Origin of the sequence: Mesorhizobium sp. M4A.F.Ca.ET.020.02.1.1, assembly GCF_004022645.1 — a bacterium.
GTDB lineage: Bacteria > Pseudomonadota > Alphaproteobacteria > Rhizobiales > Rhizobiaceae > Mesorhizobium.
Genome location: NZ_RZOI01000042.1, coordinates 1 through 18423 on the forward strand (window position 1 = coordinate 1; position 18423 = coordinate 18423).

The window sequence follows — 18423 nt, forward strand, 5'->3', positions numbered from 1 at the left end:
GACAGCCCAGGTGATGACCGAGCATGTGATCAGATGGAAAACGCGTTACGAATTCGCGCTGGAGGAATTCGGTGTCACCGCCACCGGCGGTCAAGGCATTACGCGGGAGCAATTCGAGGCGCAGAAGGAAGCGCTGCGCCAGGAAATCATCGACACCGTTGCCTCGATGAAGCCGCGCACCATCGGTGAATTGTAATCAGTCGGGGATGATAGCTGTGCTCCTCAACGGATCATGAGGGCGGTGCCGTAGAGTCCCAGAGCGAACATCGTGTGAGAGACGAGGTTGAGGGCGCGGATCTGCATCGGATTTGGCCGCTTCGAGGCGGCCCAGCCGGCGCCCATACCGGGCGCGAGCAGGAACCAGCCGGCGCCGACAGTGACGATGCCGAGGATGAAGGCCGGCAGGAAGGTCGGCTGGGCGAGCCACGCCGTTCCCGCGAGCACGACCAGGATGATGCCGTAGACGATGCCGACAAAATAGTGGAAGGCCCAGCCCAGCGCCACTTCATGCGCGTAAGGCGCGGCTTCGCCGATATCGTCGTGGAAGACCTTGCTCCTGAGGTGCCAGACCCATCGGCCGACCGGCCCCCAGTTCGGCCGCGGCTGCGCAAAGGCCTTATTGAGGAAAACAGCCCAGATATCCATCAGCAACGTCGCGCCGATGCCGATCGCCATACTGCGCCAGATTACATCGAACATCGGTCAGTTCCCCGAAGGCAAGAAACATCAAGCGCGGCCGGGCGCGATCCTTGGCGATGTCTGGTCCGGCTCGGCCCGGTCCAGTGCTAGAGCTGTTCCAGGATGTGCGCGGCACCCGACGTGTCGACGCCGGGCTTGGTCTCGACGTTGAGAGCGGTGACCTTGCCGTCCTCGACGATCATCGAAAAACGCTTCGAGCGCAGCCCCATGCCGTTTGCGGAAAGGTCATTGTCGAGACCGACCGACTTGGCGAAGTCGCCGCTGCCGTCGGCCAGATAGAGGATCTTGTCCTCACCGCCGCTGAAGCGCGCCCAGGCACCCATGACATGCACGTCGTTGACGGAGACCACGGCGATCGTGTCGACGCCGCGCGCCAGGATGGCGTCATGGTTTTCCAGATAGCCGGGCAGGTGGTTGTTGCTGCAGGTCGGCGTGAAGGCGCCGGGAACGCCGAACAGCACGACCTTCTTGCCCGCGAAGAGGTCAGCCGTCGTGATCGGCTTGGCACCGTCGGCGGTCATCGTCTTGAAGGTCGCATCGGGCAGTCTGTCGCCAACGGAGATCATTGAATACCTCGTTCGATGATGGGTGGGAAGTGTGGCAGGATGTTTCCCTTGCGATAGCGAACTCGGATGCCGTCCGCAACCGCTGGCGCGCCTGGAGCAAAGGATGTCTCGAACTGCGCACCAATTGGAGTGTCACGGAAACGGCAGCAGACCCTCGACAGCGCCCTCGGCGCTGGTCAGCGTGTAATGGAGCCCGCCGTCGGTCGGCGTGGTCGATGGCCGGTCGAGGATCGGCACCGTGAACACCAGTTTGCCGTCCTTTTCGCTGCGCATCGGGGCGCCGAACATATAGTCCCGCTCGCCGGCGACGAAGAAGTCGGCCGCTTGCGGGTCGCCGGGGAAGCTCGCCTCGACGACCAGCGTCTCGTGGTCGCCGGGCAGCACGTTGACGCCAAAATCGGGCCTTGATGGCGCCGGCAGCGCCGCGAATGCCCCTTGCACCTGCGCAGTGTCCTTCACATTGTCCGCATCGGAAGCCGGGTCGAGGCTCAGCCGCGTCTGCACGGGAATGCAGATCGTCTCGCAGATGCCGAGGAAGACATCGGCCACAATGACGGCCGGCTGGTCGGCGGCCGACAGCATGAAGGTCACCGGCAGTGAAACCGGATGATCGTAGCCAGCCCATTTGCCGTAGCCGTCGTCGTGGCGTTGCGGCGGCGGAAACGAGATTGCGGCGCTCGTAATGTTGGTGCTGGGCGAAATGTCGATCTGCGGCGGCACGCCGGCGTCGCCTGGATCGCGCCAATAGGTCTTCCAGCCAGGCTTCAGTGCGATTTCGAGCACGCCCTGGACACGCCCGGCCTCGTCGGGCTTGCCGCTGGTCACAAGCCGCACCTTGCCGCCTTCGCTGTTGTACCAGATCGACGAGGAGGCCGATGCGGGAACGCTCATTCCCAGTCCAACGGCGGAGCAGAGCAGCAGGATCTTCAGGCTTCGCATGGCAGTGATTTGATCGTCAGTTCGTGGCTGCGCAATGATGTCATGAGCCTTTCGGTATCATATTTGCGTGAGATCGTGCACGCCGCCCGCAAGTGAGCGGCGAATTCTACGGCGGCAGCCAACCCTCAAATCGCGCGTCGCGCATCTTTTCGGCGCCCCGGAAACGGGTTACCCTCCCTTCCATGGACTTGTTGCGCCACAAGAAGACGACCGCCGGACGCGGTTTTCTCGACGATCAGTTCCTGATTGCCATGCCCGGCATGAAGGACGACCGCTTCACGCGCTCAGTCATCTACATCTGCGCCCACAGCGACGAGGGCGCGATGGGCCTGATCATCAACCAGACGCAGCAGATGCTGTTTCCGGACCTTCTGGTGCAGCTCGGCATCATGAACGAGCAGGAGGCGATCCGCTTGCCGGCGCATGCGCGCGACTTCGTCGTGCGCAACGGCGGGCCGGTGGACCGCAGCCGCGGCTTCGTCCTGCACTCCGGCGATTACCGGGTGGAATCCTCGCTCAGCGTCTCCGACGACATCTGCCTGACCGCCACCGTCGACATCTTGCGCGCCATCTCGTCCGGCAGAGGGCCCCGGCATGCGCTGATGGCGCTCGGCTATTCCGGCTGGGGCGCCGGGCAGCTGGAAAGCGAGATCGCCGAGAATGGCTGGCTGACCTGTCCGGCGACGCCGGAGCTCTTGTTCGACACCGATATCGAGCGCAAATACGACCGCATCCTCGCTTCGATCGGCATCGATCTCGCGCATCTCAGCCTGGCGGCCGGCCACGCGTGATCACGCCTGCGTAAGCGGGTACTGTTCCTTCAGCGTCTTCAGCACCTGGTCGCCGGGCATCGGCGCGCCGAACATGAAACTCTGCACATATTCGCAGCCCATCTGGCGCAGCTCCAGCGCATCGCTCTCGTCCGAGATGCCTTCCGCCACGACCGACAGGCCAAGCTCATGCGCCATGTTGACCATGGATTTGAGCAGCACCGCGCGCTTCGGCGTCGCGTCGTCGACGAAGCTCTTGTCTATCTTGATCGTGTCGAAAGGGAAACGCGTCAGATAGGACAGCGACGAATAGCCGGTGCCGAAATCGTCGAGCGACAGCCCGATCCCGAGCTGCTTCAGCTTTGTCAGCACATGCGCGGTCTGCTCCGGATTGTCCATCACCAGCGACTCGGTGAGTTCGAGGCGGAAGCAGCGCGGCTTCAGATTGGCGCGCGCGATGACCGAGCGCACGTCGCTGACCAGGTCGCGGCGGATCAACTGGCGGCTGGAGAGGTTGACCGAAACCGACAGCGGCGCGTCGCCGATCTGCTTCTGCCAGGTCGCCAGGTCCTCTGCCGCCTGCTGCATGGCGAACAGGCCGAGCTGCACGATCAGCCCGCAGCTTTCGGCCACCGGAATGAAATCGCCCGGCGGGATCATGCCGCGACGCGGATGGTCCCACCTGAGCAGCGCCTCGAAGCCGGCGACGCTGCCATCCTCCAGCCGCACGATCGGCTGGTAGGCAAGGGTGAATTCACGGCGCTCGATGGCGCGGCGCAGGTCGGATTCGAACTGCAGCCGGTCGGTGCCGACGGTGCGGAAGGCCGGCCGGAACGGCTCGATCCTGTCGCCGCCAAAGCGCTTGGCCTGGTGCATGGCAAGCTCGGCGTCCTTGACCATGTCCTCGGACGAGGTCTGCGCCGTCGTCCAGGTGATCAGCCCGATCGAGGCGGTAAGCGCGATCTCGCGCTTGGCGAATGTGATCGGGTTGTTGATGGCGTGCTTGATGGCGTCCGCCACAGCGGCGATACGGGCCGGATCCTGTTCCGACAGGAGCATCAGCGCGAACTGGTCGCCGGCAAAGCGCGACAGCGAATCCTTGGGCTTCAAGAGCCGATGCAGGCGGCGTGCGATGGTGAGCAGGATGGTGTCCCCGGCGGAGATGCCGAGGCCGTCATTGACCTGTTTGAAGCGGTCGATGTCGATGACGAAGACGGTCGGGCGCACCTTGTCCTCGGTGCGGGCGATCGAGATGATCGCCTCCAGCCGGTTCATGAACAATTCGCGGTTGGGCAGGCCGGTCAAATTGTCGTGCACGGCGTCGTGCAGCAGCCTTTCCTCGGATTTCTTTTGCTCAGTGACGTCGACCATGGTGCCGACGCAGCGGATCACCTCGCCGTCCGAGCCAATCACCGGGCGGGCGCGCAGCGAGAACCAGTGATAGTGCCCGTCGGCGCCGCGCAGGCGGAAATTCTGTGCCACGCGGCCGCGACGGTGCTCCAGCACCACGTCGAGCGTGGTGCGGAAGGTGTCGCGGTCGTCGGCATGCAGCACCGGCAGCCAGTTGCGGGCCGCGCCGCCAAGACTGTTGGGGGCAAGGCCAAGCTGTAGGCTGACATCCGGCTTGGTGACGACCCGGTCGCGCAGCACGTCCCAGTCCCACACGATGTCGCCCGATCCGGCGACGGCGAGCGCCTGCCGTTCGAGATCGGAGAACAGGCCCTGATGGGCGCCACCGCCGGCAAAGGCGTGCTGCATGACGGTGAAGCCGATCAGAAGGATGATCAGGATCAGGCCGCCGCCCAGCGCCGGCTGGGCGATATCGTTGTCGAGCATTCCGGTGATCGCCATCCACGACCCGCATAGCCACAGCAAGACCATGACCCAACTCGGCACCAGCATGATCGCGCGATCGTAACCACGAATGCCAAGGAAGATGATCAGTCCGAGGCCGGTCAGCGCCGTGGCTGCAAACGAGATGCGGGCAATGCCGGCCGCCACCGCAGGATCGATGATGGCGACGCCGGCGATCAAGAGCAGACCGAGGATCCAGACCAGCGCGCCGTAGCTGAAATGGCCATGCCAGCGGTTGAGGTTGAGATAGGCGAACAGGAACACAACGAAGGTCGCCGCCAGCGCCACCTCGGTTCCGGCGCGCCACATCTGTTCATTGCCGGGCGATATCTCGATGATCTTGTTGAGGAAGCCGAAATCGACGCAGATATAGGCAAGCACCGCCCAGGCAAGCGCTGCCGTGGCCGGGAACATCGAGGTCCCCTTGACGACGAACAGGATGGTCAGGAACAACGCCAAAAGGCCGGCAATGCCGATGACGATGCCGCGGAACAGCGTATAGGAATTGACCGAGTCCTTGTAGGATTCCGGATCCCACAGATAGACCTGCGGCAGTTTCGGAGAGGCAAGCTCGGCGACAAAGGTGACCACAGTGCCGGGGTTCAGCGTCACCCGGAACACGTCGGCATCGGGGCTGGTCTGGCGGTCGAGCGCGAAGCCTTCGCTGGGCGTGATCGCGGCGATACGTGTCGCGCCGAGATCGGGCCAGAAGATGCCGGAATTCACCAGGCGGAAATGCGGCGCCACGATCAGCCGGTCGAGCTGTTGGTCGGTGGTGTTGGCGAGCGCGAACACGGCCCAGTCGCCACTCGAGCGCGAATCCTTCGCTTCCACCTCGATACGCCTTACGATGCCGTCGGGGCCGGGGGCTGTCGAGACCTGGAAATTCTCGCCTTGATTCGGGTACAGATCGAAGGCACGCGAGAGGTCGAGCGCCACGTCGTCGCGGGCGATCTTGATCGGTTCAACGGCGAACGCCGGCGAGGCTGCGCAGAGCGCAACGACCATCGCCAGGACAAGGGCGAGCAGCGACGCGAATCGCGAAAAAATCGTCAACAATCAGCCCTTCGTTCCAGCGCCCGGCGGATCGTCCGCGATCCGGGCGTAGAGGTAATGATCCTGCCAGATACCGTTGATCCTGAGGTAGGATCGCAGAAGTCCTTCGCGCCGGAATCCGGCTTTTTCAAGCACGCGGATCGAACGGGCATTATCGGGAATACAGGCCGCTTCGATCCGGTGCAACCTCAAGGTATCGAAGGCGAAGCGCGACACCAGCTTGACCGCTTCGGTCATCAGGCCGCGGCCGCCATAGCGCTCGCCGATCCAGTAGCCGATATGGCCGCTCTGCGCGACGCCGTGGCGGATGTTGCCGAGCGTGATGCCGCCGGCGAGCTTGCCGCTCGACTTCTCGAAGATGAAGAAGGCGATCGCCGTGCCTTGTGCGTAGTCCTCGCGGTAGCGGCTTATGCGCAGCCGCCATGCTGTGCGGTCCAGCTCGTCCGGCGTCCAGCGCGGTTCCCAAGGCTCCAGGAAGGCGCGGCTTTCACCGCGCAGCGCCGACCATTCGCGGTAGTCATTGGTCAGCGGCACGCGCAGCGTGACCTTGTCACCCTTCAGTGCCGGCAGGTCGCGGCGAAAGAAAGGGAGCGCGAACATGGCGCTTGAGCAGGTCTAGACGGCGAGCTTGCGGGCCGTCGTCTGCGGACCCGCAAGCGAATCGAGGATCGCCTCATAGGGCGCCAGCGTCCCCACGGGTCCGACGGCAGTGAGCGTCGGCTTGGTCGAAAACAGCCGCGACGAGAGATCGGTCAGACGCTCGACGGTGAGCGCCGCCAGCCGTTCCATCAGCTCTTCCTTGGCGATCGGCCGGCCGAACAGCAGCAGCTGCCTGGCGATCTGCGAGGCGCGGCTGGCCGGGCTTTCGGCCGACATGATCAAGCCGGCGCGGTATTGCGCACGGGCGCGGTCGAGCTCTTCCTGCATGATGTTCTCGCCGGCCTTCTGCAATTCGTCGATGATGACCGGCACCAGCTTGGCGATGTCGCTCTGCCCGGTCGCGGCATGGACGCCGAATATGCCGGTATCCGAAAAGCCCCAGTGGAACGCGTAGACCGAATAGCACAGGCCGCGTTTTTCGCGAACCTCCTGGAACAACCTGGACGACATGCCGCCGCCGAGGATCATCGACAGCACCTGCGAGGCGTAGAAGTCACGCACATGATAGGCGCGGCCCTCGAAGCCGAGCACGATCTGCGCGTCCATCAGGTCGCGGTCCTCGCGGAAGTCGCCGCCGACATATTGCGCATATTGCGGAATGTTGCTTTCCGCCTTGGCGCGGAAGCCGCCCAGCTGCCTTTCCACCTCGCGCACGAAATTGTCGTGCTTGATGTCGCCCGCCGCCACAATCACCATTCGCTCGGCGGCGTATTGGCGTTGGATGAAATTGTGCAACTGCTTGGAGGTGAAGGATTTGACGGTCTCCGGCGTGCCGAGGATGGAGCGGCCGATCGTCTGGTGGCGGAAGGCGGTCTCGGTGAAGCGGTCGAAGACGATATCGTCGGGCGTGTCGTGCGCGGCGCCGATCTCTTGCAGGATCACATGCTGCTCGCGCTCGAGCTCTTCAGGGTCGAATTCGGACTCCTGCAGGATGTCCGCCAGGATATCGACCGCCAGCGGCACGTCGTCGGAGAGCACCCTGGCGTAATAGGATGTGGTCTCGACGCTGGTGGCGGCGTTGATCTCGCCGCCGACATTCTCGATTTCCGAGGCGATCTCGAAGGCGGTGCGCCGTTTCGTGCCCTTGAAGGCCATATGCTCAAGCAGATGGGCCATTCCGTGCTCTTCGTCACGCTCATTGCGGGCGCCTGACTTGACCCAGGCACCAAGGGCAACGGATTCGAGGCTTGGAAGGGTTTCGGTTGCGACTGTCAGGCCGTTCGACAGACGGCTTACCTCAACACCCATATGGCTAGTACTCCTTAACGCGCCGCCCGCGTGTGGCGTCCGACGTAATCTTCCACCATTTTCAGGTCGGATGGAAGTACCGTGTATTTTTCGTCGGCTGTCATCAAGCCGCCCAGCCATGCGGGCAGGGCAGGCGTGATGCCGCTGGCAGCCTCGACGGCGGCCGGGAACTTGGCCGGATGCGCGGTGCCCAGCACCACCATGGGCACATCGCTCTCGACCTTGCCTGAGGCAACATGGAAGGCCGCCGCCGTGTGCGGATCGAGCAGATAGTTGCTTGCCGCGAGCGTCGAGCGGATGGTGGCGGCGACCTCGTCGACGCCGGCGCGGCCGGCATCGAATTCGGAACGTATCTTCGCGATTTCGCCCGCCTCGATCGTGAAGGCGCCTGACTGCTTCAGCCCGTTCATGTAGCGCCGCACCGTCTCCGCATTGCGGGCGGCCGCCTCGAACAGCAGGCGCTCGAAATTCGACGACACCTGGATGTCCATTGACGGCGAAGTCGTGGCGAACACGCCCTTGGTGCGGTATTCGCCGCTCGCCAGCGTGCGCGCCAATATGTCGTTGTCATTGGTGGCGATGACCAGCCGCTCGATCGGCAGCCCCATGCGCTTGGCGGCATAGCCGGCGAAGATGTCGCCGAAATTGCCGGTCGGCACGGTGAAGGAGACCGGACGGTCCGGCGCGCCGAGCGACAGCGCGGAGGAGAAATAATAGACGATCTGGGCCATTATGCGGGCCCAGTTGATCGAATTGACGCCCGACAGCGAGACCCGGTCGCGAAAACCGTGGTCGTTGAACATGTCCTTCACCAGGCCCTGGCAATCGTCGAAATTGCCTTCGATCGACAGTGCATGGACATTGGCCGCGCTCGAGGTCGTCATCTGCCGCTGCTGCACCGGCGAGACCTTGCCGTGCGGGAACAGGATGAAGATGTCGGTGCGGTCGCGTCCGGCGAAGGCATCTATTGCCGCGCCCCCGGTATCGCCTGAGGTGGCGCCGACGATGGTGGCGCGCTGTCCCCGCTCGGCCAGCACATGGTCCATCAGCCGGGCCAGCAGCTGCATGGCCACGTCCTTGAAGGCGAGCGTCGGGCCGTGGAAGAGCTCGAGCACGAAAGTGCTGGCCCCGGTCTGCACCAGCGGGCAGACGGCTTCGTGGCGGAAGGTCGAGTAGGCTTCGCGCACCAGCCTCTCGAAGACCGGCGCCGCGATCTCGCCGTCGAGAAACGGCGTCAGCACTCGGATGGCAAGGTCGGGGTAGGCGAGGCCGCGCATGGCGCGGATATCCGCAGCCGAGAAGTGCGGCCATTCGCGCGGCACGTAGAGCCCGCCGTCTCGCGCCAGCCCGGCAAGCACCGCGTCGGAAAATCCAAGCGCGGGCGCCTCCCCGCGGGTACTCACATATTGCATCGTCACCAGTCCATTGCAGCCGGCGGGTTCATCCACCGCAAATTGGTTAATTTTCCGAGCCGGCTCAGTCGCATTTTTGCCGCGCCGTTGATATACGTCACCAGCTTTGCGAGAGGGAAGTGCAGTTCATGGCGTTTCATTCGGTCAACCGTCGTTTTGTCGCGGGTCTGGCGCTTGCCGGCTTTATGCTTGCCGCCGCCGGCTGCCAATCGAGCGACAATGGCATATTGAGCTTTGGTCTTGGCAAGAAGGACACCCAGGCGCCACCGCCACCGCAGGACCCCAAGGTGCTTTCCAGCCAGTTGCAGGCCTATTGCCCGAAAGTGACGCTGCGCGATGGCACCGCCTACTTCAACATCTATGCCAAGGGCGGCGCCAAGCCCAAGAAGAAGGATGCCGCGCAGGCGGCCGAGGCAGCCACTGCCGCCCAGGCCGCGCCCGACGGCACCCTCGTCGATCCGGATCGCGATCCCGCCAAGATCATTTACCAGGCCTCGATTACCGACGTGACCCGCGATTGCAGCCGTGGCAACGGCCAGCTGTCGATGAAGATCGCGGTGGCCGGCAGGGTCGTGCCGGGGCCGATGTTCGCACCGGGCACGATCACGATGCCGATCCGCGTTGCGGTGATGCACGGCACGGATGTGCTCTATTCGCAGATCCACCAGTATCAGGTCCAGATCACTGATCCCTCGGCCGCGACGCAGTTCGTCTTCACCGACCCGAACGTCATCGTGCCCGAGCCGACCGCAAAGGACTACCAGGCCTTCGCCGGCTATGACGAAAACGCGCCGAAAGCCGCCACCGACAAGGGCAAGCGGAAGAAAAAGTCCGCCCCGGCGACAAACTGATGCGCGGATGCATTGGCGCGCAGCTGCAGCCTGATTGACGCAAGCTGGACGAAGGCTGGAGAGTTGGCGGCAAGTCGTCGTCGCGCTCCGGTTACAACCAATTCAAAGGACAACGGCGTGTCGCTGGTCGGGCTACTCCGGCAATCCGGCGTCCCGTAGCGCGCTGCCAAGAGCCTTTGCGAGCGCGGGCGCGCAATTCACGCCTGCAAACTGGCGGCTGTAGCGAAAGGCCGGCTGGAGCTCGAGCACGCGCGCGGCGGCCGCCCTCGCTTCGTCCAATCGGCCAAGCTTGGCCAGCGCGGCGGCCAATTGCACATATGTGATACTATGCGCTGGATTGGCTTGAACGGACTTGTAAGCCGCGCGGCAGGCTTCTTCGTAACGGCCTCGCAGCAAATGGCTCATTGCCTGGGCGTCAAATGCGGCCCAGGCCCACGAATCGAAAGGGCTTAGCCGCATGCCCTGCGCGCTCCATTCTATCGCGCGCTCCGCTTCGCCGCTCCATCCCAGAATGACACTGCCAAGAATAGAGGTCAGCGCCGATGACGGGCTGATGACGAGGGCTGCTTCCAACGTCGTGAATGCAGCGGCGCGATCGTGTGCATCCATTCCGATGGAAAAGCCGGCCCACGTCAAGGCGAGTGCATCGTCTTGTCCATGGACGATGGCCGACCGGGCGTGGCGGATGGAAGAGGTACGGTTGATCTCCTGCAGGCCGGCGCGAAGGAACAAGCAATGGTGGCACATCGCGGCATTGCCATGCGCCAGCGCATACGCTGGTTCGAGCGCGATGGCGCGCTCGAGAAGCACCAGCGCTCTGGTCACTTGCTCCGGCATACCTGAATCGACGTCAGGCTGCGCTTGCAGCACGAGATCGTAGGCGTCGAGACTGTCAGGGCGCTTCCGTCTGACACGTTCGATTTCGGCTTTCCGCACGCTCGGCGCAATCGCGCCCACTGCTGACAGCGCGATCTCGTCTTGAAGCGCAAAGATGTCTTCGGAGCTGCGGTCGTAGCGTTCGGCCCATACATGCGCACCGGTCGATGCATCGATCATCTGCCCGGTAACACGCATGCTACTGCCGGCCTTGCGCACACTGCCTTCGAGGACATAGCGAACGCCAAGCTCGCGGCCGACCTGCTTCACGTCCACGGCGCGACCTTTGTAGGTGAAGGTCGAGTTTCGTGCGATGACGAACAACCACTTGATGCGCGCCAAGCCTGTGATGATGTCGTCGACCATCCCATCGGCAAAGTACTCCTGCTGCGGATCGCCGCTCAAATTCGAGAACGGCAGGACCGCGACGGAGGGCTTCTCGGGCAAGATCGGGGCTGACTCGGCGCGGGTGGCGACCGAGGTATCGCGAATATTCGTGGCGACAGCCGGCCCGACATAGCGATAGCCGCGGCGCGGCAGTGTTTCGATCCAGCTCTCGGCATTCGCGGCGTCGGCCAGCACTCGGCGCAGGGCTGCGATCTGAACCGTCAGATTGTTGTCGGCAACCGCCAATCCGCCCCAACCGGTCTCAATCAGCGCGTCCTTGGACACGGGTACGCCGGCGTTTTGGATCAGCAGGCACAGCAGCGCAGTCGCGCGTTGCCCAAGCATGGTCGGCTCAGCGCCGTAAAAGAGAATGCCCACCTCCGGATCGAGGCGGAACGGGCCGAACTGGTAGAGGTCGCCCCTGACTGTCATTCGAGTCTTTTAGCAAATTTTTGCGAAGGGATTCACGACTTTCGGGCATGGGCGGCCGATGTTGCGCAAATGCCAGAGGTAGCGCCCAACCACAGGAGGATCATATGAGCGCCAATGCCGTCATCCGCATGCCCGATGAGAGGAAAGGCGTCATGCTGCGTGGCCATCCTATGTCATTCCTCGTCACCGGCGAGAATAGCAAGCACATGAGCATGTTCGACTGGACGATTCCACCGGAGTTCGCCACCGGGCGGCATGTTCACCGGGTGCAGGAGGAGACCTTCTACCTGCTCGAAGGCGAGTGTGAGTGGCATGTCGGCGACAAGATGATCCGCGCAACGCCCGGTACCCATGTGTTCATCCCGCCGGGAGTGCCGCACAACATCACGAATGTCAGCGAGAAACCGGCACGCGTGTTGATGACAGTTTCTCCGCCTGGCCACGAGCATTACTTCGAAGAGCTCGCCAAACTCGCGGCGCAGGGTGCGCCGGATCCAAAAGCGCTCGCCGATCTGCGAAACCGTTACGACACCGATCAACTGTCGACGTTGACAACACGCGCGTAGGACCTCGTCTCCGGCCCAAAACTTGGTAAGCGAAAGGCCAGGCCTACAGTAAGACCTTCGGAAGCGGACGTAGCGGTTTGCTGTGTGGAATTGTGTAAAAACAAATACTTAGAGAGGATCAGCGATTTCTGTGACAAGCTGAGCCGCTTCAGGCGTCCGCCGACCATTCCGACAGGGCGGCGATCACGCTTTTCAGCTCGGCCCAGCGGCGTATGACCGTTTCCGCGCCGGCTTCGGTCAGCGCGTCGGCATGGCCCGGATAGCTGTGGCCGGCGCCGGTGAAGCCGATGACGCGCATGCCGGCCGTCCTGGCGGCGGTGACGCCATGCACGGAATCCTCGATCACGAATGTGTTTTCCGGCTTCGCGTTGAGCTTTTCGGCAGCATAGAGAAACACGTCCGGGGCGGGCTTGGTCTTCTTGCTGGGTATGTCGAGCCCCGAGAAGATGCGGCCGGTGAAGAACGGCAGCAGCCCTACCTTCTCCAGCATGAACTCGACCCGCTCCGTGCGAGAGTTGGAGCAGACCGCGCGCGGCACGGTGACGGACGCCACCGCCTCGAGCGCGCCGTCGATGATGCGCACGTCGCTGCGCAGCTTGCGGTCGACCAGCGTCTCGGCGCGGTCGATCAGCGAAGCCTGGAAGGGGATGGCGGACTTCTCCTCCACCCGCATCATGATGTCCTTGAAGGTCAGCCCGGCATAGGTCTCGGCCAGTTCCTCCGGCGATATCTCGTAACCGGCCGAGGTCAGCAGCTCGGCCTCGATGCGCGCGGCGATGATTTCAGAATCGACGAGCACGCCGTCGCAATCGAAGATGACAAGGTCTGGCTGGGGCATGGCGATCCGGAACGTGGGAAAAAGGTGGCCTGATGCGGCTCAGGCGGCGCGGCATACACCAAGCGGCCGGGCTTCGCAAATTCACGAAGCTTTTGACCGCCGGGCGGTCGCGCCCTTCACCGAATATTTACGCTGATCGGTAACCATAACGGACAGTAAACAGTAACGCGTGCCTTGGGTGTAAAAATGTCAGCCGTGCGTCTTCTCGACGAGCTTTCCCACGCTCCCCAGCAATCCGAATGGCTGGACACCATCCTCAAGGGCGACTGCGTCGCGGCCCTCGACCGGCTGCCGGAAAAGTCCATCGACGTCATCTTCGCCGATCCGCCCTACAACCTGCAGCTCGACGGCGACCTGCACCGGCCCGACCAGTCCAAGGTCGACGCCGTCGACGACGACTGGGACCAGTTCGAGAGCTTTGAAGCCTATGACGCCTTCACTCGCGCCTGGCTGCTGGCGGCGCGGCGCGTGTTGAAGCCCAACGGCACTATCTGGGTCATAGGCTCCTACCACAACATCTTCAGGGTCGGCGCCAAGATGCAGGATCTCGGCTTCTGGATTCTCAACGACGTCGTCTGGCGCAAGACCAATCCGATGCCGAACTTCCGCGGCCGCCGCTTCCAGAACGCGCATGAGACGATGATCTGGGCCTCGCGCGACCAAAAGGCCAAGGGCTACACCTTCAACTACGAGGCGCTGAAGGCCTCGAACGACGATGTCCAGATGCGCTCCGACTGGCTGTTCCCGATCTGCACCGGCCAGGAGCGGCTGAAGAACGACAATGGCGACAAGTTGCATCCGACGCAGAAGCCGGAAGCGCTGCTCGCCCGCATCATGATGGCCTCGACCAAGCCGGGCGACATCGTGCTCGATCCCTTCTTTGGATCCGGCACCACCGGCGCGGTGGCAAAGCGCCTCGGCCGGCGATTCGTCGGCATCGAGCGCGAGCAGGCCTATATCGACGCCGCCAATGAGCGCATCGACGCGGTGCGGCCGCTGGAAGGCGCCGACCTGACCGTATTGTCCGGCAAGCGCGCCGAGCCGCGCGTCGCTTTCATCAGCCTGATCGACACCGGCCTGATGGCGCCGGGCGCCACGCTCTACGACGCCAAGAAGCGCTGGGCAGCCAAGGTGCGCGCCGACGGCACGGTGGCGATCGGCGACAGCGCCGGCTCGATCCACAAGATCGGCGCCGAGGTGCAGGGGCTCGACGCCTGCAACGGCTGGACCTTCTGGCACTATGAGCGCAGCGGTGGCCTCACCCCGATCGACGAGCTGCGCCGCATCGCGCGTCTCGGCATGGAGCGGGCAGGGGCCTGACCCCCGCACGCTCGCCATTAAAGTTTAATCGGAACGTCATCGTCCGAAACAATTCAAATCAGGCCTTGATCCCGTAACGCTCGAGGTCTGTCTTGAGCGTTTCGGCGTCGGTGAACAGCACAGACTGCCAGCCGGCCGCCTTGGCGCCGTCGACATTCTTCTGGCTGTCGTCGATGAACAACGTCGCGGACGGTTCGAGGCCGAACGCGGCGACATGATGATCGTAGATGGCGCGATCCGGCTTGATCTGGCGGATGTCGGCCGAAACGGTCACGCCGCGCGGACGGTTGAGGAAGTCGAAACGCTGGCGGGCTTCGGCAAGCGTGTCCGAGGCAAAGTTGGTCAGCATCGTCACATCGTGGCCGGTCTCGATCAGGCCGATCATGATGGCGACGCTGTCGTCATAGGCATGCGGCACCATCTCGTGCCAATGCCGGCGGAAATTGCGTATATTCTCCGCATGGCTCGGGTACTCGGCGATCAGCAGCGCCTCGGCCTCATCCCAACTCCGCCCGCGGTCCTGCTCGAGGTTCCAGTCATGCGTGCAGACATTGTCGAAGAACCATTTCCGCTCCCCGGCATCCGGAATAAGGCGGCTGAACGGGATATCCGGATCGTAGTGGATCAGCACCTTGCCGATGTCGAACACGATGTGGCGGATTTCGGTCATGCGGGTCCTTCGCTAGTTCCGCCCATCACTGCGGGCGCTGTCTTCTGGTCGCGCCCGGTATCGCCGCTTCGATTACCCTTTTCATGACGGTGGGCAGCGCTTCCCCGGAAATTTCATGGGCCAGCGACCAGAAATGCCCATCCGGCGCATCGCCTTTGATGTGGGCATGAAAGACTTCGAGTTCGAGCGCGAAATGGGTGAAGACATGGGCGATCCGTCCGGCGTGCCGCCAGTCGGCAGGCAAGGGCGCCGCGGCTTCCGTGGTCGCGCCGTCCACCCTTGCGCTCCACGACGTCGTCGGTACCTCTGTCATGCCGCCGAGCAGGCCCTTTTCCGGGCGCTTGCGCAGGAGGATGGCGCCATCATTGCGCTCGGCCACGAACGCCGCGCCGCGCCTGAGCGGCTTGTCGTCCTTGGGCAGGCGGACCGGGAAACGCTCGGGATCGCCTGAGAGGATGGCGCTGCAATCCTCGCGCAGCGGGCACAGCATGCAGCGCGGCCGCCGTGGCGTGCAGAGCGTGGCGCCGAGATCCATCATCGCCTGGGCGAAATCGCCGGGCCGCCTTGCCGGAACCATCTGCTCGACCAGCGCGCGGATCTCGGGCTTGGCCTCGCTGAGCGGCGTCGCGATTGAATTGAGCCTGGACACGACGCGCTCGACATTGCCGTCGACGACGGCCGCCGGCCGGTCGAAGGCGATGGCTGCGATCGCCGCCGCCGTATAGGCGCCGATCCCCGGCAGCTCACGCAGCCCGGCCTCCGTGTCCGGAAAGCGGCCGCCGCGCCCGGCGACCAGATCGGCGCAGGCCTTGAGGTTGCGCGCCCGGGAATAATAGCCGAGCCCGGCCCAGGCCTTCATGACATCCTCGACGGGCGCCGCCGCCAGCGTCCCGACGTCAGGCCATTTTTCGAGGAATGCGCGAAAATAGGCTTTGACCGCTTCGACAGTCGTCTGCTGCAACATGACTTCCGAGAGCCATACGCGGTATGGGTCTGGCCTTGCGCCGCCGGCCAGCGCCCCGGGCGCGACGCGCCACGGCAGGTCGCGGTGATGCGCGTCGTACCAGGCGAGCAGGCGGGAGGCGACACCGCCTGAAAGGGCTTCGCTGCTTTCGCCGGATGCGGCCTTGCGGGTCTGGTCGTGCGGTGCCATTGATCGGATGAGCTCGGGGATTGGAGAACGCACATGGCAGGGAAAAAGCCCTACGGCAATCCCGTCCCGGTGAGCGATCTCGCAACCGAGATCCTCGATCCGGTGTTGAAGAAGCGCGCAGGCATCTCGATCGGGCTGGTGCAGTCCTGGGAGGAGATCGCCGGACCCCGGCTAGCCGGGCGCTCGCGCCCGGAAAAGATCCAGTGGCCGCGTCGCTTGCATGAGGACGACCCGTTCGAACCTGCGGTGCTGGTGATCGCCTGCGAAGGCATGGCGGCGCTCCACCTGCAGCATGAAGCCGGGGAAATCATCAATCGCGTCAATTCCTTCCTCGGCTTTAGCGCTATTGGCCGCATCAAGATCGTGCAAAAGCCGGTGCTGTCCGGAAAGGCCCGCCCGAAACCGGCGCCGAGACCGCTCAACGACGCGGAGAAGGCGAAGCTTTCGCGAACCGTCGGCAAGATCGAGGACGATGGCTTGCGCGCCTCATTGGAGCGGCTGGGCGCAACGATTCTAGGGCAGAAAAGGCCATAGGATTGTCGTTTATCTCGCGTATTCGTGAACGCACGACAAAATTTGGCGATTGGAATGGGGACGGCGATGCCTTAATTCGCGCCAACTCTCGCCTTCTCTAGCTTTTGCATTGCAAAATCCAACTGATATCAGGTGATTCGCATGAACCGTCCTTTGTCTCGCAGAAACCTTTTGAGCTCGCTGGCCGCCATTCCGGCGGTGGCTTTCATCGCCGCATGCAGCGACTCGGAGGAGGAGGCAAAGGCGGCCGATGCGAAGCCCGCCAACCCGTCGACACCCGCCAAGCCGGCGACGCCGGCCGCCGCCAAGGTGCCGGAAGCGCAGGGCACAGTCGACATGGCGCAACTGCTGAAGCCGGGCGCGCTGCCCGAAAAGCAGCTCGGCAAGGACGACGCCAAGGTCACCATCGTCGAATATGCCTCGATGACATGCCCGCATTGCGCGCATTTCAACGATACAACCTTCCCTGAGTTGAAGACCAAGTACATCGACACCGGCAAGGCGCGCTATATCCTGCGCGAATTCCCCTTCGACCCGAGCGCCGAGGCCGGCTTCATGCTGGCGCGCTGCGCCAAGGATAACTATTTCCCGATGGTCGACGTGCTGTTCAAGCAGCAGCCGAGCTGGGTTGGCGTCAACAACACCAAGGAAGCACTGCTGCAGATATCCAAGCTCGCCGGTTTTACACAGGAGTCCTTTGAGGCCTGCTTGACGGACCAGAAACTTCTGGACGATGTCAGAGCAGTCCAGAAACGCGGCGCGGACGAGTTCAAGGTCGACTCGACGCCGACCTTCTTCATCAATGGGAAGACCTACAAAGGGGCGATGTCGATTGAGGAAATGTCGGCCATCATCGACCCTCTGCTCTGACGTCCAGGCCGCGTCGAAGCGACCGAGCTTCGGCGCGCTCGCCTGTAATGTGGGGCGGCGCGAATGAAATTTTCGCGCCTTCGCCTCCTCGGTTTCAAGTCCTTCGTCGAGCCCGGCGAGTTCGTCATCGAACGCGGCCTTACCGGCATTGTCGGACCGAACGGCTGCGGCAAGTCGAACCTTGTCGAGGCGCTGCGCTGGGTGATGGGCGAAAGCTCCTACAAGAACATGCGCGCGTCCGGCATGGACGACGTGATCTTCTCCGGCTCGGGCACGCGGCCGGCCCGCAACACCGCCGAAGTCACGCTTTTCCTCGACAACACCGACCGCACCGCGCCCGCCGCCTTCAATGACGCCGATGAGTTACAGGTGTCGCGCCGCATCGAGCGCGAGGCGGGCTCGCTCTACCGCATCAATGGCAAGGAAGCACGCGCCAAGGACGTGCAGCTGCTGTTCGCCGACCAGTCGACCGGCGCGCGCTCGCCCTCGATGGTCGGGCAGGGCCGCATCGGCGAACTGATCCAGGCCAAGCCCCAGGCGCGCCGCGCCCTTCTCGAAGAGGCGGCTGGCATTTCCGGCCTGCACACGCGCCGCCACGAGGCGGAACTCAGGCTGAAGGCCGCCGAGCAGAACCTCGAACGGCTGGACGACGTCGTTGGCGAACTGGAGAGCCAGATCGACAGCCTCAAGCGCCAGGCGCGCCAGGCCTCGCGCTTCAAGAA

Annotated in this window: 19 protein-coding genes; 8 read left to right on the plus strand and 11 right to left on the minus strand. The window is 63.6% G+C overall.

Annotated features, from left to right (window positions below; all coding sequences use genetic code 11):
• A partial coding sequence (locus EN742_RS37875) for a hypothetical protein (protein WP_189375184.1) occupies positions 1–196 on the plus strand: 196 nt, incomplete at its 5' end.
• 26 nt (positions 197–222) lie between these two features.
• Here EN742_RS37875 and EN742_RS05220 read toward each other — a convergent pair.
• From EN742_RS05220 to EN742_RS05230, 3 genes are all read right to left on the minus strand, one after another.
• A complete protein-coding gene (locus EN742_RS05220; RefSeq protein ID WP_127406724.1) occupies positions 223–699 on the minus strand; it encodes a DUF2938 domain-containing protein in 477 nt (158 codons plus the stop codon).
• A gap of 86 nt (positions 700–785) precedes the next feature.
• Positions 786–1265, minus strand: coding sequence for a peroxiredoxin (locus tag EN742_RS05225; RefSeq protein ID WP_126055909.1), 480 nt, complete (start codon positions 1263–1265; stop codon positions 786–788).
• A 132-nt stretch (positions 1266–1397) separates the two neighbouring features.
• Complete coding sequence (locus EN742_RS05230; protein WP_126055908.1) at positions 1398–2204, minus strand: protein-disulfide reductase DsbD domain-containing protein; 807 nt, start codon at positions 2202–2204, stop codon at positions 1398–1400.
• Between the two features lie 182 nt (positions 2205–2386).
• Here EN742_RS05230 and EN742_RS05235 point away from each other — a divergent pair, with 182 nt between their 5' ends.
• The gene (locus EN742_RS05235) at positions 2387–2995 is read left to right on the plus strand and encodes a YqgE/AlgH family protein (protein WP_126055907.1); all 609 of its coding nucleotides are present in this window, start codon (positions 2387–2389) and stop codon (positions 2993–2995) included.
• Here the strand turns inward: EN742_RS05235 and EN742_RS05240 are convergent, their stop codons facing one another.
• The 4 genes from EN742_RS05240 to thrC are packed head-to-tail and all read right to left on the minus strand — an operon-like array spanning position 2996 to position 9204.
• A complete protein-coding gene (locus tag EN742_RS05240) occupies positions 2996–5836 on the minus strand; it encodes an EAL domain-containing protein (RefSeq protein WP_128332516.1) in 2841 nt (946 codons plus the stop codon).
• A gap of 51 nt (positions 5837–5887) precedes the next feature.
• Complete coding sequence (locus EN742_RS05245) at positions 5888–6484, minus strand: GNAT family protein (RefSeq protein WP_126055906.1); 597 nt, start codon at positions 6482–6484, stop codon at positions 5888–5890.
• 15 nt (positions 6485–6499) lie between these two features.
• Positions 6500–7792 (minus strand): pitrilysin family protein, encoded by a 1293-nt coding sequence (locus tag EN742_RS05250; protein ID WP_126055905.1) that lies wholly within the window; start codon positions 7790–7792, stop codon positions 6500–6502.
• 14 nt (positions 7793–7806) lie between these two features.
• Positions 7807–9204 carry a threonine synthase gene (gene thrC, locus EN742_RS05255; protein WP_126055904.1) on the minus strand — a complete coding sequence of 466 codons (1398 nt, stop codon included), beginning with the start codon at positions 9202–9204 and terminating at the stop codon, positions 7807–7809.
• A gap of 128 nt (positions 9205–9332) precedes the next feature.
• On the opposite strand from thrC, the gene EN742_RS05260 reads away from it, so the two are divergent.
• Positions 9333–10055, plus strand: coding sequence for a hypothetical protein (locus EN742_RS05260; RefSeq protein WP_126055903.1), 723 nt, complete (start codon positions 9333–9335; stop codon positions 10053–10055).
• A 132-nt stretch (positions 10056–10187) separates the two neighbouring features.
• Here the strand turns inward: EN742_RS05260 and EN742_RS05265 are convergent, their stop codons facing one another.
• Positions 10188–11750, minus strand: a complete 1563-nt coding sequence (locus EN742_RS05265; RefSeq protein ID WP_128332515.1) for a winged helix-turn-helix domain-containing protein — start codon at positions 11748–11750, stop codon at positions 10188–10190.
• Positions 11751–11854: 104 nt separating this feature from the next.
• Between EN742_RS05265 and EN742_RS05270 the strand changes: the two genes are divergently transcribed.
• On the plus strand, positions 11855–12316 hold the full coding sequence (locus EN742_RS05270; RefSeq protein ID WP_127406202.1) for a cupin domain-containing protein: 462 nt from the start codon (positions 11855–11857) through the stop codon (positions 12314–12316).
• A 148-nt stretch (positions 12317–12464) separates the two neighbouring features.
• Here the strand turns inward: EN742_RS05270 and EN742_RS05275 are convergent, their stop codons facing one another.
• Positions 12465–13154, minus strand: coding sequence for an HAD family phosphatase (locus EN742_RS05275; protein ID WP_127406203.1), 690 nt, complete (start codon positions 13152–13154; stop codon positions 12465–12467).
• A 186-nt stretch (positions 13155–13340) separates the two neighbouring features.
• Here EN742_RS05275 and EN742_RS05280 point away from each other — a divergent pair, with 186 nt between their 5' ends.
• Positions 13341–14474, plus strand: a complete 1134-nt coding sequence (locus EN742_RS05280) for a site-specific DNA-methyltransferase (protein WP_127406204.1) — start codon at positions 13341–13343, stop codon at positions 14472–14474.
• A 58-nt stretch (positions 14475–14532) separates the two neighbouring features.
• Here EN742_RS05280 and EN742_RS05285 read toward each other — a convergent pair whose 3' ends face one another.
• Positions 14533–15144, minus strand: a complete 612-nt coding sequence (locus EN742_RS05285; RefSeq protein ID WP_126055898.1) for an HAD family phosphatase — start codon at positions 15142–15144, stop codon at positions 14533–14535.
• Positions 15145–15169: 25 nt separating this feature from the next.
• Positions 15170–16297, minus strand: a complete 1128-nt coding sequence (mutY, locus tag EN742_RS05290) for an A/G-specific adenine glycosylase (RefSeq protein ID WP_126055897.1) — start codon at positions 16295–16297, stop codon at positions 15170–15172.
• 33 nt (positions 16298–16330) lie between these two features.
• Between mutY and EN742_RS05295 the strand changes: the two genes are divergently transcribed.
• The 3 genes from EN742_RS05295 to EN742_RS05305 all read left to right on the plus strand — a co-directional run.
• Positions 16331–16831: a DUF721 domain-containing protein gene (locus EN742_RS05295; protein WP_126055896.1), complete on the plus strand. Its 501-nt coding sequence runs from the start codon at positions 16331–16333 to the stop codon at positions 16829–16831.
• A gap of 141 nt (positions 16832–16972) precedes the next feature.
• On the plus strand, positions 16973–17701 hold the full coding sequence (locus EN742_RS05300) for a DsbA family protein (protein WP_126055895.1): 729 nt from the start codon (positions 16973–16975) through the stop codon (positions 17699–17701).
• A 63-nt stretch (positions 17702–17764) separates the two neighbouring features.
• Positions 17765–18423: chromosome segregation SMC family protein (locus EN742_RS05305; protein WP_148670032.1), on the plus strand; the 659-nt coding region annotated here is incomplete at its 3' end.

Excerpts from the sequence above, each read along its gene's own strand:
- EN742_RS05220 (WP_127406724.1), bottom strand. The coding sequence starts at position 699 with ATGTTCGATGTAATCTGGCGCAGTATGGCGATCGGCATCGGCGCGACG.
- EN742_RS05225 (WP_126055909.1), bottom strand. The coding sequence starts at position 1,265 with ATGATCTCCGTTGGCGACAGACTGCCCGATGCGACCTTCAAGACGATG.
- EN742_RS05230 (WP_126055908.1), bottom strand. The coding sequence starts at position 2,204 with ATGCGAAGCCTGAAGATCCTGCTGCTCTGCTCCGCCGTTGGACTGGGA.
- EN742_RS05235 (WP_126055907.1), top strand. The coding sequence starts at position 2,387 with ATGGACTTGTTGCGCCACAAGAAGACGACCGCCGGACGCGGTTTTCTC.
- EN742_RS05240 (WP_128332516.1), bottom strand. The coding sequence starts at position 5,836 with ATGGTCGTTGCGCTCTGCGCAGCCTCGCCGGCGTTCGCCGTTGAACCG.
- EN742_RS05245 (WP_126055906.1), bottom strand. The coding sequence starts at position 6,484 with ATGTTCGCGCTCCCTTTCTTTCGCCGCGACCTGCCGGCACTGAAGGGT.
- EN742_RS05250 (WP_126055905.1), bottom strand. The coding sequence starts at position 7,792 with ATGGGTGTTGAGGTAAGCCGTCTGTCGAACGGCCTGACAGTCGCAACC.
- thrC (WP_126055904.1), bottom strand. The coding sequence starts at position 9,204 with ATGCAATATGTGAGTACCCGCGGGGAGGCGCCCGCGCTTGGATTTTCC.
- EN742_RS05260 (WP_126055903.1), top strand. The coding sequence starts at position 9,333 with ATGGCGTTTCATTCGGTCAACCGTCGTTTTGTCGCGGGTCTGGCGCTT.
- EN742_RS05265 (WP_128332515.1), bottom strand. The coding sequence starts at position 11,750 with ATGACAGTCAGGGGCGACCTCTACCAGTTCGGCCCGTTCCGCCTCGAT.
- EN742_RS05270 (WP_127406202.1), top strand. The coding sequence starts at position 11,855 with ATGAGCGCCAATGCCGTCATCCGCATGCCCGATGAGAGGAAAGGCGTC.
- EN742_RS05275 (WP_127406203.1), bottom strand. The coding sequence starts at position 13,154 with ATGCCCCAGCCAGACCTTGTCATCTTCGATTGCGACGGCGTGCTCGTC.
- EN742_RS05280 (WP_127406204.1), top strand. The coding sequence starts at position 13,341 with ATGTCAGCCGTGCGTCTTCTCGACGAGCTTTCCCACGCTCCCCAGCAA.
- EN742_RS05285 (WP_126055898.1), bottom strand. The coding sequence starts at position 15,144 with ATGACCGAAATCCGCCACATCGTGTTCGACATCGGCAAGGTGCTGATC.
- mutY (WP_126055897.1), bottom strand. The coding sequence starts at position 16,297 with ATGGCACCGCACGACCAGACCCGCAAGGCCGCATCCGGCGAAAGCAGC.
- EN742_RS05295 (WP_126055896.1), top strand. The coding sequence starts at position 16,331 with ATGGCAGGGAAAAAGCCCTACGGCAATCCCGTCCCGGTGAGCGATCTC.
- EN742_RS05300 (WP_126055895.1), top strand. The coding sequence starts at position 16,973 with ATGAACCGTCCTTTGTCTCGCAGAAACCTTTTGAGCTCGCTGGCCGCC.